We start from the raw sequence: 13,728 nt of genomic DNA, 5'->3' as shown, positions 1-13,728 counted from the left end.
TTTAATTAATCGCTTGACATGCCATCAAATCACAGATTTAATGGGAATTCCAGATTTCCAATCTGGAACAAAATACATTCATCACCTTTGTGTTTTTATGGCTAAAATCACATTGGGAATTGTTCTTATAAAAGTAATTATTAGTGGAAATTAGAAGAAAGGGTTTCTACAGAGATGCAAAAAATTAAAAGAAGGTATAAATACTCCACACCAAACGCAACGCTTAAAGGCAGAGGATCATTTCTTTACTAATTTTCCGATGACAAAAGCAATGACCAACATCATGAGAGTGCCAGAGACGATAGCTACCACTTCACCCGTCTTACCATGGCCTTCAATCGCGTAATCAGGCACTGGTGACTCGAAGACCGGATCCATTTCTTCCATGGCGGCCATCTTTACTTCATCAATTACATCATAGGATGCACTCTCAAGACCATCAGGGTCCTGAGATGCAATAAAAGGTGCAAGGACGGATATTAGCAATGCAATGGCAATACCTGCGTAAAGGAACTTCATGTTGTTTTCTGACATGATCTCACTCATGCTGTCACACCTCCTGACTCTGCACTCAGAAAGGAGTTATCAAGAAGATCCGGCCTTGATTTCTGGATTGCTGTTATCACTATGGCAGTGATAAGACCTTCGCCTACGAACCCTATTATCAGATGATACAGACCCATTGCTGTAAGTCCTGCAGCAAGCGGGAAGGTTCCTGCAATGTACATTTCAACAGCACAGGCAAGGGCAGATACGAATAGACCAAGCCATGCACCGATGAAGGCGGAAATTGTTATACTGAGCTTGCTTTTCCTGAGAGCGACAAATGTGTAATAGCCCAGAAATCCAGAAATTACGCCCATGTTAAGGATATTTGCGCCCATTACAGTGATACCACCGTCAGCAAATACAAAACCCTGCACAAGCAGGACAAGTGTGAGTACAAGTACACCTGCAAAGGGGCTTCCGAAGATAATAGCCACAAGAGCTGCCCCGATCATATGACCACTGGTACCCATGCCGATTGGAATATTTAGAGCCTGTATTGCAAAAATACCAGCTGCAAGAGCTGCCAGTATAGGTACTTTTGTGTCATCAAGTTCTTTTCGAGCCCATTTGACGGACATAAAAATAAATGGGAGGGCAATGACCCAATAAATCATTGCCTGACTTAAAGGCATAAATGAATCTGGTATATGCATTTTAATTCCTCTTTTTGTTAATTGAACAAAATTCAATATGAAATTTGTTCTCATTCGTAACACTTACATGAATGGAAATAGTGTCATATATATTTATGGGATAGATTAAGCCTGCTACCGTATTGTTCTCTGATATTTTAGGATGCAGAATAAGTCCTGCGACAATAATGAACACAGAACGCAGTTGCTTTGCAAAACTTGAAGGTTTTGAAAACAAAATGAACAATACCTTAAACAATCTCCTGTGATCAATCTGGATGAAACTGGGATGAGGATTAATGCAACTCGTGATTGGCTCCATGTGGCGGGGACGAACAAACTGAAATATTATTTCCCACATAAAAAGAGAGGTTCAGATGCAATGAACACATGGGTATTCTACCAGGTCACACTAGTGTTGCAACTCATAATTTCTGGAAACCTTACAACAAATACGATTGGAAGCATTCATTATGAAATGCGCATCTATTGAGGGAGTGGAGCTTCTGAAAATAGTGATCAACAATGGCCAAAGATAATGCCAGATCTGTTGATGTGCATCAAACATCATGTTAATAATGGTCTTTTAGATCCGGAGTCAAATCAAAGGTTAAGTGAAGATTAGGGTCACGTCATTTGTTTTGGGATAAGTGAAAATCCTCCAGACCTTGAATCAAATGTTCAGTCTGGAAAACAAGGACCTAAAAAGCAAACCACGGTAAAGAATTTGCTGGATCGGTTTATAGGATACAAGGAAGATATCATGCAGATTATGTACTACCCAAACGTTCCCTTTGATAACAATCAGGAGGAAAGAGACATCAGGATGACGAAAGTACAGCAGAAGATATCAGGTACTTTCCGTAGCGAAAAGGGTACAAGGAATTTCTGCCGCCTTAGGGGTTACGTTTCTGCTGTCAACAAGAAATCTGTATCTGTTATAGACTCGATCAGTGAAATATTCTATGGGATTCCACTTATTCCATTATTGCAGAATTGAGCGCAGATAGAGAAGTCAGCGTGGTGGAAACGAGCTAGGCTGAATAGTTACAAATCGGGAAATAATTGCCGAAGGTACGCCTCGCGAAATATTTTCAGACTGGCAATTACTCAGGGATAACAATCTGGAGGCACCCGATGTATTCAAGCTCTTCCAGGTACTCACATGTTTTGGATATGACTGCAAGAAATTGCCCTTAAGAATCAATGAAGCAGTTGACGAATTAACAAAAACGATAGAAAGTGGCAAGGACATGTCCACCTGCACATTCATGAACATACCCACAGGGACGTAAACGAATGTCTGAATAACTACAATCATCACTCATGAAAAATTGCACTCATTCATCCAGATTGTAATAATAATATTCGCCTCTGGATTTTTGCAACCTGTCCAGATGTGAATCCTTTTTATTGACCCTGGGTCGGGATGTGTCTTCATCGCGGCGGAAAGTTATGTCCAGATTGGAGAGGAATTTATTCATTCCTTTCTGCATGCCGGTCGGGGAATGAGCTTCACCATATACAGCCGGCTCACCTTCAAACACAATCAACCTTTCACTTAGCATATCGATCATGTAAATATCATGATCTACAACCATGGCGGTTTTCTTATTGTTCTCGGCAAAACGCTTGATGGTCCTGGTGGCCTGGGAACGCTGCTCTACATCAAGATGAGCACTGGGTTCATCCAGAATATACATGTCTGCATTCCTGGTCAAACAGGCTGCTATTGCAACCCTCTGTAGTTCACCACCACTGAGGTCTGTCAGCATGCGGTCATAGAGTCTTTCAAGCTGGAGTGGTTTGGCAATCTCGGCCTCATAGTAACTGGTATCGACCTTTGAGGAGATTCCCCTGAGGAAATACTTAACCGGTAGATTCTGGTCAACCACGATATACTGGGGCTTATAGGAAATGGATATGTCAAAATCCATCTCTTCACCATCCGGTTCTTCCTCGCCAGCAAGAACCTTTACGAAAGTGGACTTACCAATTCCATTGGGACCCACAACACCGAGCACTTCACCGTTTTTAAGAGAACCTCCAGCTGCTTTGAGGCTAAACTTATCATAGTTCTTGGAAAAGCCCTCATATTCCACAAGTGTGCCAACTTCCGTTTCAGCTCTTGGGGGATGGACCTCAAAAGTGATACTCTCCGGCCTGATACGTACATTTTCCTCGGGAAGATAGCCCTTAAGATATTGATTGATTGCGATACGCACTCCTTTGGGGTGGGTAATCACACCATAGCCGGAAGGCATACCGTAAGCAACATGTACCACATCAGAGAGCATGTCCAGAATTGCCAGATCGTGTTCTACAACAAGTACGGCCTTGTCCTGTGAAATTTCCTGAATTAACTGGGACACTTTTATACGCTGGTAAATGTCAAGATAGGGACTGATCTCATCAAAAAAGTAGAAATCGGCATCTTTGGCAGCACAGGCAGCAATCGCTACTCTCTGGAGTTCCCCTCCGCTCAAGTCCCCGATATTGCGATCCATTATATGAGATAAACCGAGTTTATTCACAAGATCATCCAGCCTGCCGCATTCATCTGTATTTTCAAGCAGTTCACGGGTTTTGCCCTTGAAAGCTTTGGGGATCATATCCACATTCTGGGGTTTCTGGGAAACTTTTATAGTGCCTTCTGCAACCTTGCTGAAATATTCATACATAGAGGTTCCTGAATAATATTCAAGCACCTCATCCCAGCTTCCTTCCTCACCACCAAAATTGGGGATCATGTTTCCTGAAAGAATCTGCACACAGGTACTTTTACCGATACCATTGGGCCCCAGAATACCGGTTACCCTGCCGGTTTCAACTGAAGGCAGGCCATAGAGTGCAAAGCCATTGGTACCATAGCGATGGATTGGTTTATCCAGTTCCTCGGGCAGGCCAATGATCATAATGGCATCAAAGGGGCATTTATTGACGCATATACCACAACCCACACACATTTCTTCTGAAATAATGGGTTTCCCGTCTTCTCCAAAAATGATGGTTTCATCGCCTGTTCTGACCCGGGGACAATATTTCTCACATTCGTGACTGCATCTTCTGGGCTGACATCTATCTTTATTCAGTACTGCAATTCGCATATCAAAATACCTGCCAGACAAGAGTGGATATCAGTTCAAAAGTAATGTCCATGTGACAAGGCAAAAATCAATAACTATGAACTCTACGTAAAACCAATCTTTCATACCAAATTCCTTGGTATCGATATTGATCTTTGGGTAAATCAGGCGCTGGGCGTAATAGGCAAGTATTGCAACAATTACAAGGATAGCATACCATTTTGTGTCCGCTCCTATTCCCAGTACGTTGAATGCTATGATACCTGCGAAAATTCCTATAAAAGCAGCAACTGCAGTCTTCACGATACCCTCAACATGAGCTGCTCTCTTCTCCTCGGGGGTCATGACCTTCGTAGCTGTGGCCACTTCTGCAGCAGAAGCCTTTTCCCCTTCAGCAGGCTTATTTTCCTTTTTTGATTTATTTGCTTTATTTTTCAAGGGGCATCTTCTCCTGAATGAATATTATAAATGAACATACAACACAATAACCTATATAAACGTTTATTCATAGGTGATCACCTATTACATAAATTCATTGCTGACAACATTATTGATATCCGCAAGGCAAACGGCATCATAACCCAATGAATTCAGATGACAAGCAAATCTAGAGGGACGATGTCCCCCGGGATGATAAACAACCACAAATTCAGGATCGATATCCAGAACCATTTTTTCCAGGCCTGAAGCATCCAGGTGGTCGCTGATATTAATGGAAGGAAACCTATGGTCCCGGCGTCCTGTAATCATGTATTTGGACATATAAAGGGGAAGTTCTTCGAGTTTGCCCGGAGAAACAACATTGACTCCAGCTCCTGCACCCATTGAAACAAGTTCACCTGCATCCTCAAGCAGGTTTTGTGTAAGTTCCTGCGACTTATCATCCATCCCTATTGGCCCTTCATAACCTGATTGCCTGATCAGTCTGACAACTCTTTGCGCCTTCCCGAAGGGATACGCGCCAAATGCTACATCCTGGGGAGATTCAAGAGCCGCATATAATCCTTCCAGGTCATCCTCAAAATAACAGGAAAGGTCAGCAGGATCTCCATAATTTGCCTCGGTTATGAGTACATCACAAGAGGGAAGATTTGAGGCATCCTTCACATCACCTGTTGCAAGAATACGCATCCCATTTTCATTTTCCCACCCAAAGGCCACAGAACCATCGGTGTGATGGGTTGGATAGGTCTGGATTTTTACTCCCCTATGCTCAATAAGCCCATTTTCCCCTGTCAAATTGCCTTTAAAGTTACGACTATGCCGTACCTCCAGGGCATTCATGGTTTTTTCCGTGCATATTGAGCACTCAGAAAGCATTGCTGAACTTCCATGATGGTCAGAATGGGCATGGGTTATCAAATAAGCGTCTGGCTGCGGATATTTTGCCGCAACCCTTGTAGAATCAATAAAAAAAGAACGCAAATTCCCTTCTTCACTTCTGAACTTTACAGCCAGATGGGGCTTGAAACTTCCACGGGCGTTTTTTTGCCTATACGGCATCATACCCATCCTGACCAAACGCTGCACTTGTAATACCTCAGGACAGGAAAGGATTACAACTTATTTACCATTTCCGAAAAAAGAAGATAAAAGAAAAGGAGAATGTATCAGAACAATTTATTCAGTTCAGCACTCAGTATATCGGCACTGGTTACACCGGTATACCTTTTAATTTCCGAACCATCTTTTTCGATGATTAGGGTAGGTACCGCATGAATTCCATATTTCCCGGCAAGATCCGGACTCTGGTCCACATCAACTTCCTTAATATCGACCTTGTCGCCGAGTTCCTTCTCCAGGTTCTCAAGAATTGGTTTCTGCATCTTGCATGGGCCACACCAGGTGGCGCTGAAATCATATAATACAACATTACTCATCCGATATCACCTTGAATATTACCATATATATCTACAACAGTATCTTTGAAATGCTTTACCGTGGGTTGCACGGTGTTGCACCAACCATACAAAATCATGTTTTTATCCTATATAAATTTGCTGGTGCAAGAATCAGGGTTTCGATGTACCGTTCATACGAATATTGCTATAATACATACATTCTTCCCTGGAAAAGAGAGGCATAGGCACATCTTCATCCACCAACATTACAGGTGCATTCCTCACAATTACGCAGGGTACACTTTCTCCACCCTCACCCATTACAAGCTGGCAGGCAGACATAATATTATCAGCCACAGCCTTATGAGTGATATGAAGGATATTTCCAAACAGGTCACTCTCTCCCCGGGCATCCTCGACCGGAATTATTCCGGAGGTACCAAGCGCCACACCCACACATCCCAGTCGCAGGGGCTGGGTACGACTGTCACCCACAATTACACCTATATCACATCCAAATTTATCCCTGAGTCCTTTCCTTATAACTGAAGCACTTTTATCGGCATCTTCTGGAAGCAGGACAACATGGCCTGCCGGGGCATTGGAACCATCAATTCCTGCATTGGGAGAAAGATTTCCTTTAGTTATAGTCAATGCGGCACCGGGCACTCCCCCGAATACTTCATCACATTCCTGCAACACCAATTCCATTTCCCGCGGATCGAGGCTGTAGCGGTGGGCCAGTTTCAGTGCCTGTTGTGTGGGACTTATGTCTGAAAGATTTACTACCCTTCCTTCAGCTGTAGCAACCGCAGATTCGGCCAGCACTACCACGTCACCATTTTCCAGAGTGAGGGATTGTTCTGCAAAAACTTTTGAAAGTACATCTACAACATTGTCCCCGGAATTTATTAGGGGAGTCCTGACACCAATAAGCTGCATTGAAGGGGATTTATTCACCTTCTGCAAGATATTCCCCCATTATCTGGATGGCACAGTATTCCCCGCACATTGAACAAGGCCCCTCCATCGGGCAGAAATCCCTTGGACGATCCGGATCAAAAGCAAGTTCCATCTGCCCTTCCCAATCAAAACTGGCGCGTCTTTTTGCAAGCAGACGATCTTTTTCTGCCATACCATATTTCATCGAGTCACCTATATGGGCCGCTATCTTGAAAGCAACAAGGCCTTCCCTCACCTGATCCGGGGTTGGCAGGGAAAGGTGTTCGGAAGGAGTTATGTAACAAAGATAATCGGCACCGGCACCGCTTGCCATACTTGCCCCTACAGCCCCTGCGATATGATCATAGCCCAGGGCAATATCCGTAGGCAGGGGACCTGCCACAAAAAGGGGATGAGGGGATTTGGAACGATAGGCCTCAACATATTCAGCAATGGAAGATGCTGCCACATGGCCACCCATACCTTCTATGATTACCTGCACGCCTTGCTCATTGGCACGTTTTGCAAGGGCTGCATTTTTTTCCATCTCCATCAGCTGGGCCGGGTCCGGCCTGTCATGGATACAGCCGCTTCTCATAGTGTTACCCAAAGACAGCACCACATCCTTATCCCGGAGAATTGCCATGACCTCATCGAAGTTTTCAAGAAATGGGTTTTCACAGCCGCTGACTAACATGAAGACACTGGTAAATGAGCCTCCCTTGGAAACCATTCCCATCAGCCTTCCCGAACCCTTCACTTCCTCAAGCATCGCTCTTTCCACACAGTGCAATACCACAGAACTTATGCCTTCGGCTACCTGGGATCTGAGATAGGAAAGAATGTCAGCTGAAGTGACATTTTTCAGCCCACATTCCACAACTGCCTGGTAAACGGGAACCGTAGTCAATGGCAAGGTGGTGTTTTCGATAATTGCTTTACGAATCTGCGGGATGTCTCCCCCCATTGAAAGATCGGTTATGGTATCGGCACCGTATTTTTCTGCAATCCGGGCTTTTTCAATCTCTGAGGAGGGATCAATGCTCGCAGCGGAACTGCCAAGATTTACATTGATTTTGGTAGTAGCCCCTTCCCCGATGGCAACCGGAGGATTGCCCTGTCTTGTCATGATTACAAGGCTGCCCCTTGCGACACGGGATAGTACCATGTCAGGATCCATGTTTTCCTGTACTGCGACCTGCTGCATCTCAGCGGTCAATTCACCGTTTTTGGCATGATCGATCTGTGTAAGCATAATAATCCCTAAAAGGGTCAGTGTTTTTCATGTAAACCGGCCATTTCAAAGAGGGCCGTGATATGCCCGTAATGGCCAATGGGCATAAGATGGATACCCCTGCACACCTTCTTTAATTCACGAATTTGTTCAGCACATATTAGAAGGCCTTCTTCTGCAGGATCTGTCGAGGATTCCATGCGTGCTATCAGTTCATCATCAACCCGGATACCCGGTATCTTTTCGTTCATGAAACGGGCCATATGGGCGGACTTGAGAGGAATAAGCCCCGCAAGCACCGGCACCTCCATATGGGAAATATTTTCCATGAATGTTTCAAAATGTCCGATATCATAGACAGCCTGGGTCTGGAAAAAATCAATTCCCATATGTGCTTTCTTTTCAAGTTTCATTAGCTGCAGAGGCTGATCGGGTTCGGTGTTGCAGACTGCACCTTTTGTAAAGGAGGGAGCTGATTCCAGAGGGTTGCCTGCAATGTCATAGCCATCCTCCAGTTGATTCATTGCCCCGAGCAGTTGTACCGAATCAAGATCATACACCGGTTTTGCACCAGGGTTGTCACCCTTTGTCGGGTAGTCCCCGGACATTATACAGACATTTTCCATACCCATTGCATAAGCCCCGAGCAGGTCGGACTGGAGAGCCAGACGATTACGGTCCCTGCATGTAAACTGCATAATAATGTCCAATCCCTGCTCCTTTAACAGGTGACCCATTGCCAGCGGAGACATGCGCATAACCGCACGCTGATTATCGGTAACGTTAAAAGCGTCCACGTAATCCCGTACCAGTCCTGCTTCCTCAAAGACCGAGGAGACATCCACACCTTTGGGTGGTGATATCTCTGACGTTACTATAAATTCATCGGACAGCAATTTTTCCTTGAAGGCAGAGGGCATGGCAGGATAATATGTGACATTGGTTTTTAAACTCATCGAAGCAGGAAAAGGAAATAGTAATACTCAGCCATTATATTCCTTCGGCTCGAAAATCCTCTCCAGCAGGTCCAGTCGGCCAATCTCTTTGAGCCTTAAGTATATCAATTCCCAGGCACAATCCCTGTCAGGGTCAACTTCACATTTACCTTGCATTGCACCGCCGCAGGGACCATTCATAAGACCCTTGGGACAGCGGGCCGTCGGGCAGACACCGCCAAAAAAATCTGCAATACAGCTGCCACACATGGCACACAGGTCTTTTCTGACATGGCCTTCTGAATATCCACCCAGTGAATTGGTGTTTGTTGCAGGATGCACCGGAACATCCACAAGAGAGGAAACCACTGAAATACCGCTGCCACAGGACATTACTATAATGGTGTCGGCTCTTTCGATTGCAGGATCATTCTCCAGCAAACTCTCCTTTGATTTAATGTTGCAGGCAGCCTTTGCAACTCCTCCACCAATTACTTCTTTTCCCGCATTCCTTAATTTGCGGCACATAGCCTCAACTTCAGGTTCCCCGCCTACATGTAACTTGGTGGCACAGACTCCGCAGCCCAGCACAAATATCTTGCCGGGATCATCGAGGTTTTCCAGGATTTCTTCAAAGGGTTTGGAAGAGGAGATTATCATAGGTATCCATTCTGCAAAAGGAAAAGATGGTATTAAAGTTTACCAATACATTCGAATAAATTAGCATAACTATCATTGTTTTGTGCTGATGTTCCTCTTGCGTTTTCCGCATCTTCTGCAGAAATAATGTTTCTCTGCAACACTGGAAGAGAAATCAGAATAGCCTCCGGTATTTTTCCATTCATGGATACCAATAAAGCAAAGGAGTTTGGATAATTGCATTCCAATCTCCTTATTTTTCAATCTCCGGCATTCCTATACCCACAAATGTCAGCTTGGTCTCAACAGGCAAGCCACTACCTTCATGGAGTTTGATTTCCTGCTTGCTGACTTCCACTTTAACATCTTCGCGATCCAGACCGGCTTCTTTCATATATTCAAGCACTATTTCCCTGCCGAGTTTTTCAGCTGCTTCAAGTGCATCCGGATAACTTGGGAATTTTTGCCTGCCATGCGGGGAGAACATCATTATGCCTGCTTTGTTTCCCTTGGATATCGTACGAATCAGAATCTCCACACGTTTGATACCTTTACCCACAACTGCCCCCACAGCATTACCAACTTCCGCATGTTCAGGGAGGATTATGTCGGCATCCAGCAATTCATTCACTTCATTCACATAAGCACTTACAGGCCCACCCAGAAGTATAACCGGAACATCTACTTTGAAATGACTGTAAAACTCTTTCTGGTTTGCAATGATTGTCTCAATTTCCTCTTTATCCACCTTCCGGAGAAGATAGGCCATTATGTATAATGCCATATTATGGGCAAATTTGGATTTTACAGTCTTGGAAAACTTGCTTTTTTCCAGAAAAGTCAACCTGCCCAATGTGTTTGCACCTATACGGGATGCTTCCGCATTCCAGGCATCATACTCACCGAGTACATGTAATGCATCCGTAGGAGTAAAGCCGATAGCCTGCACCAGTCTTTTCTGGATCAGCCTGTCCAAAAGCAGAGGAGAAGGCAATCTGTCGATGAATATCTCGGTAACAGAGACGGGTTCTTCACCTATATTATCCAGAATTTCCTTTTCAAGTTTACTGATATTTGGAATCTCTTTACCTGTTTTAACAAAGAATTTGGTGGGCTGGATATTCTCACACATCTGCATTTTGGAAGGAGTACGTGAAAGTTTGAGCTTATCAATAATCGATGGCCATTTAGAAGCTGCTACACATAGAGGCATGACCCTGCGGGGACCAATGTTTATCTTCTGGGCTTTGATCCAAACGTGGCTATCTCCCCCCATAGCTGAGGTTTCCATGCGTAGGGCCTGTACCTTGGTCTGCCAGCCTCCCACTACTGCGCCCCTGTCGGTAATCTCGGGCAACCCGTCATTTATCATGGCTACATCGGTACTGGTACCACCGACATCAATAGCAAGACATGTCGGAGAATCCGATAAATAGGACGCACCGACAAGACTTGCGGCAGGTCCTGAAAATATGGATTCAATGGGTTTTTCTTTGGCTTCCTCGATACCCACAACTGAACCATCACATTTGAGCATCAGAAGACGAGCATTAATGTTACGTCTTTCCATTTCACCAATAACTGTTTCTATGAACTGACTTGTTATAGGTATCAATTGGGCATTGAGATAAGCAGTAACTCCTCTTTCATAGGCCCCCAATGCCTGGGACAGCTCATGGCCACAGATCACCGGCATTCCGGTAATTTCTTTTACGATCTCTTTTGCCCGCAGTTCATGGTTTGGGTTACGTATACTAAAATAGGACGAAATGGCAAAAGCCGACACGTTCTCCTTCATTTTTGTTACATAATCCCTGATGGCCTGCTCGTCCAGAGGGGCTATTTCCTCACCATAAGAGCCGTGTCCCCCTTTAATTACAACAGAATTGTCGATGGAATGTCCTTCAGGAATCGAATAATCCCCGATCATCAACAATGCCACAGGGTAACCGGTTTTTTCCAGAATGGTGTTCGTGGACAGGGTTGTGGAGACAGATACTAATTTTACCTTTGTAAGGTACTCTTGGTCCAATCCGTCAAGCGAATTTTTTATTCCTTCAAGAAGGTCCGGATAAGTGGTAAGAGCTTTATTTGAATCGATTACTGCTCCGTCCGAATCCCTGATTATAACCGAATCCGTATATGTGCCACCTGCATCAATTCCCATACTGTATTGCATAATAGTTGTCTCCAATTAATTAGTCCATCTCTAAATTATATGCTGCAAGCATAATCAAATTAATACACAGGAAACAATATATCCTGTATCGCAAACTGCCTGTACACAACATGTTGTGAACGATTTGCAATGTATCACATGGTTTTGCATTATCCATACAAAATCATGATTATATAATATATATCATTTGGGGAATGCCAGTATAAAAAGACATGGTATGCAACAGTATTAATGAAATAGAAGGGATTTCAAGGCAAATGTAGCATGAATAACGATATGCAGGATCGTAATAATCCTGCAAGGGAGCATTTAGCATATTGCTTATAGACCGGTAAACCATTCGATTGGCCCCAGAGTATAGCATCTATTTCATAAATTCTGAATAGATTTGCCTATACTTTTATTGCAATATGTTTAACTAATTAAATACTGGTATAGTTTTAAACATACTGATTTATGCTTTAATAGGAATTCTGATCACAGCGTAATATTTGTATATTATAAGAATCTGGAAATCGACTTAGAACAACATTTGAAAAAATATGATCCGTTTATCTAGTTGTACCAACTTCAAGCATTCTTCAACAAGGAACACAGCCTCCTCATTCAAATTACCATAACTTAACTACTCTTCGAAATAGCTTCCCAGATGTACAATCCCCCCAACATAGGCCCCATCACAAACAAAAAAGATAACATCAGAACAGCAATGAGTTCGCTATTAATACCACGCGGATCAATTAATTCATTTCCAACAAGCACTAAACCATTTATTGCAGAAAAAAACAAAATTATCTTCAGATTCCTGGTATTGTTGCATCCGATAGAACGAGCATAAATGTAGAAACTTACAGGCATTGCTACCAGAAGCAATGTAAGAAGCATGAATGCAATTCCTTGTAAAAAGTTAAATTCATTCTCAACTCCTAAATTGAGCTTTGAGTGCGAAATAATTGCCAAAAACGCAATTACACATGAACAGACGATCAAAGGCAGACCAGCAACATTCCTGCTCTTAAATACTTTAAACACAATCAAGGACATTGGAAGTATGTAGATAACACCTACTATCAGGTGATAGATATCTATAATCGGTTCAGGCAAGTACATGTTGACTAAAGTCATTCCTAAAACTGACCATCCTAGCCAAATCCATCCCATAAATAAAAGAGATGCCTCCCAGGGTTCCTCTTTAATTCTATCAATAGATGATGTTGGCAATCCATGTTTCCTTTTCATTTTTTCTTTCTCCAAATCCAACTATCCACTTCAAATGCACCACAGTGTTACTTCTTCAATAAATAGAATTGTATTTAAATTTCCTTCACTAAAAGCGCAGCAGCCTCATTCAATTTACCACAACTCAACTACTCTTTGACATAACTTCCCAAATGTATAATCCCCCAAATATAGGACATATCACATACAGAAAACAAATTCGAACCCTGCCTCCGGGCACGGGGTTTCAGTTATTCCGTCAAGACTTGCTGAACCCCACTAACATCGTTATGATGTTGCATTATGTCTAACTATGCCACATAATAAATAATTTCTGACCATATCATCAAACTGAAAGTGAACGGTTGAATACAAGGATAGAACTATTTCTTACAGGAAAGATATGGCATAAATCAGCAGGCGTGCCGGACATCCGGCTTAGAAGTTGATTACAAAAAAAGCATTTTTAATAA

14 protein-coding genes and 1 pseudogene are annotated in these 13,728 nt (G+C 43.3%); 2 read left to right on the top strand and 13 right to left on the bottom strand.

What is annotated here, in order from left to right:
• Positions 1-237 precede the first annotated feature (237 nt).
• Complete coding sequence (locus CI957_RS08710) at positions 238-546, bottom strand: PDGLE domain-containing protein (protein WP_241646034.1); 309 nt, start codon at positions 544-546, stop codon at positions 238-240.
• The gene (cbiM, locus tag CI957_RS08705; protein WP_096712099.1) at positions 543-1,202 is read right to left on the bottom strand and encodes a cobalt transporter CbiM; all 660 of its coding nucleotides are present in this window, start codon (positions 1,200-1,202) and stop codon (positions 543-545) included. The genes CI957_RS08710 and cbiM overlap by 4 nt, the downstream gene beginning before the upstream one ends.
• A gap of 232 nt (positions 1,203-1,434) precedes the next feature.
• On the opposite strand from cbiM, the pseudogene CI957_RS08700 reads away from it, so the two are divergent.
• Positions 1,435-1,674, top strand: a pseudogene (locus tag CI957_RS08700) (hypothetical protein); the annotation flags it as partial.
• Between the two features lie 141 nt (positions 1,675-1,815).
• Positions 1,816-2,181 (top strand): transposase, encoded by a 366-nt coding sequence (locus tag CI957_RS08695; protein WP_096712102.1) that lies wholly within the window; start codon positions 1,816-1,818, stop codon positions 2,179-2,181.
• A gap of 340 nt (positions 2,182-2,521) precedes the next feature.
• On the opposite strand, the gene CI957_RS08685 is transcribed toward CI957_RS08695, so the two are convergent.
• The 11 genes from CI957_RS08685 to CI957_RS08640 all read right to left on the bottom strand — a co-directional run bounded on the left by CI957_RS08685 (position 2,522) and on the right by CI957_RS08640 (position 13,276).
• Positions 2,522-4,288, bottom strand: a complete 1,767-nt coding sequence (locus tag CI957_RS08685; protein ID WP_128754656.1) for a ribosome biogenesis/translation initiation ATPase RLI — start codon at positions 4,286-4,288, stop codon at positions 2,522-2,524.
• Between the two features lie 30 nt (positions 4,289-4,318).
• Positions 4,319-4,705: a hypothetical protein gene (locus tag CI957_RS08680; RefSeq protein ID WP_096712104.1), complete on the bottom strand. Its 387-nt coding sequence runs from the start codon at positions 4,703-4,705 to the stop codon at positions 4,319-4,321.
• 84 nt (positions 4,706-4,789) lie between these two features.
• Complete coding sequence (locus tag CI957_RS08675) at positions 4,790-5,773, bottom strand: MBL fold metallo-hydrolase (RefSeq protein ID WP_096712156.1); 984 nt, start codon at positions 5,771-5,773, stop codon at positions 4,790-4,792.
• A gap of 104 nt (positions 5,774-5,877) precedes the next feature.
• Positions 5,878-6,147: a co-chaperone YbbN gene (locus CI957_RS08670; protein ID WP_096712105.1), complete on the bottom strand. Its 270-nt coding sequence runs from the start codon at positions 6,145-6,147 to the stop codon at positions 5,878-5,880.
• Positions 6,148-6,279: 132 nt separating this feature from the next.
• Positions 6,280-7,068, bottom strand: coding sequence for a coenzyme F420-0:L-glutamate ligase (gene cofE, locus CI957_RS08665; RefSeq protein WP_394342262.1), 789 nt, complete (start codon positions 7,066-7,068; stop codon positions 6,280-6,282).
• Positions 7,061-8,305: a phosphomethylpyrimidine synthase ThiC gene (gene thiC, locus CI957_RS08660; protein WP_128754655.1), complete on the bottom strand. Its 1,245-nt coding sequence runs from the start codon at positions 8,303-8,305 to the stop codon at positions 7,061-7,063. The genes cofE and thiC overlap by 8 nt, the downstream gene beginning before the upstream one ends.
• A gap of 17 nt (positions 8,306-8,322) precedes the next feature.
• Positions 8,323-9,240, bottom strand: coding sequence for a methylenetetrahydrofolate reductase (locus tag CI957_RS08655; protein ID WP_241646025.1), 918 nt, complete (start codon positions 9,238-9,240; stop codon positions 8,323-8,325).
• A gap of 27 nt (positions 9,241-9,267) precedes the next feature.
• Positions 9,268-9,879, bottom strand: coding sequence for a methylenetetrahydrofolate reductase C-terminal domain-containing protein (locus tag CI957_RS08650; protein WP_096712108.1), 612 nt, complete (start codon positions 9,877-9,879; stop codon positions 9,268-9,270).
• A gap of 32 nt (positions 9,880-9,911) precedes the next feature.
• Positions 9,912-10,064, bottom strand: coding sequence for a hypothetical protein (locus CI957_RS10690; RefSeq protein ID WP_164909078.1), 153 nt, complete (start codon positions 10,062-10,064; stop codon positions 9,912-9,914).
• Between the two features lie 47 nt (positions 10,065-10,111).
• Entirely contained in the window at positions 10,112-12,037 is a 1,926-nt protein-coding gene (locus CI957_RS08645) for a hydantoinase/oxoprolinase N-terminal domain-containing protein (protein WP_128754654.1), read from the bottom strand.
• Between the two features lie 621 nt (positions 12,038-12,658).
• The gene (locus tag CI957_RS08640; protein WP_206631061.1) at positions 12,659-13,276 is read right to left on the bottom strand and encodes a hypothetical protein; all 618 of its coding nucleotides are present in this window, start codon (positions 13,274-13,276) and stop codon (positions 12,659-12,661) included.
• Between the last annotated feature and the right edge of the window lie 452 nt (positions 13,277-13,728).

It is taken from the genome of Methanohalophilus sp. WG1-DM (assembly GCF_004104135.1).
Lineage (GTDB): Archaea > Halobacteriota > Methanosarcinia > Methanosarcinales > Methanosarcinaceae > Methanohalophilus > Methanohalophilus euhalobius.
Note: the sequence above shows the minus strand (reverse complement) of the source record. Positions and strands in the feature narration are given on the sequence as shown.

Excerpts from the sequence above, each read along its gene's own strand:
- CI957_RS08710 (WP_241646034.1), bottom strand. The coding sequence starts at position 546 with ATGAGTGAGATCATGTCAGAAAACAACATGAAGTTCCTTTACGCAGGT.
- cbiM (WP_096712099.1), bottom strand. The coding sequence starts at position 1,202 with ATGCATATACCAGATTCATTTATGCCTTTAAGTCAGGCAATGATTTAT.
- CI957_RS08685 (WP_128754656.1), bottom strand. The coding sequence starts at position 4,288 with ATGCGAATTGCAGTACTGAATAAAGATAGATGTCAGCCCAGAAGATGC.
- CI957_RS08675 (WP_096712156.1), bottom strand. The coding sequence starts at position 5,773 with ATGATGCCGTATAGGCAAAAAAACGCCCGTGGAAGTTTCAAGCCCCAT.
- CI957_RS08670 (WP_096712105.1), bottom strand. The coding sequence starts at position 6,147 with ATGAGTAATGTTGTATTATATGATTTCAGCGCCACCTGGTGTGGCCCA.
- thiC (WP_128754655.1), bottom strand. The coding sequence starts at position 8,305 with ATGCTTACACAGATCGATCATGCCAAAAACGGTGAATTGACCGCTGAG.
- CI957_RS08655 (WP_241646025.1), bottom strand. The coding sequence starts at position 9,240 with ATGAGTTTAAAAACCAATGTCACATATTATCCTGCCATGCCCTCTGCC.
- CI957_RS08650 (WP_096712108.1), bottom strand. The coding sequence starts at position 9,879 with ATGATAATCTCCTCTTCCAAACCCTTTGAAGAAATCCTGGAAAACCTC.
- CI957_RS10690 (WP_164909078.1), bottom strand. The coding sequence starts at position 10,064 with ATGAATGGAAAAATACCGGAGGCTATTCTGATTTCTCTTCCAGTGTTG.
- CI957_RS08645 (WP_128754654.1), bottom strand. The coding sequence starts at position 12,037 with ATGCAATACAGTATGGGAATTGATGCAGGTGGCACATATACGGATTCG.
- CI957_RS08640 (WP_206631061.1), bottom strand. The coding sequence starts at position 13,276 with ATGAAAAGGAAACATGGATTGCCAACATCATCTATTGATAGAATTAAA.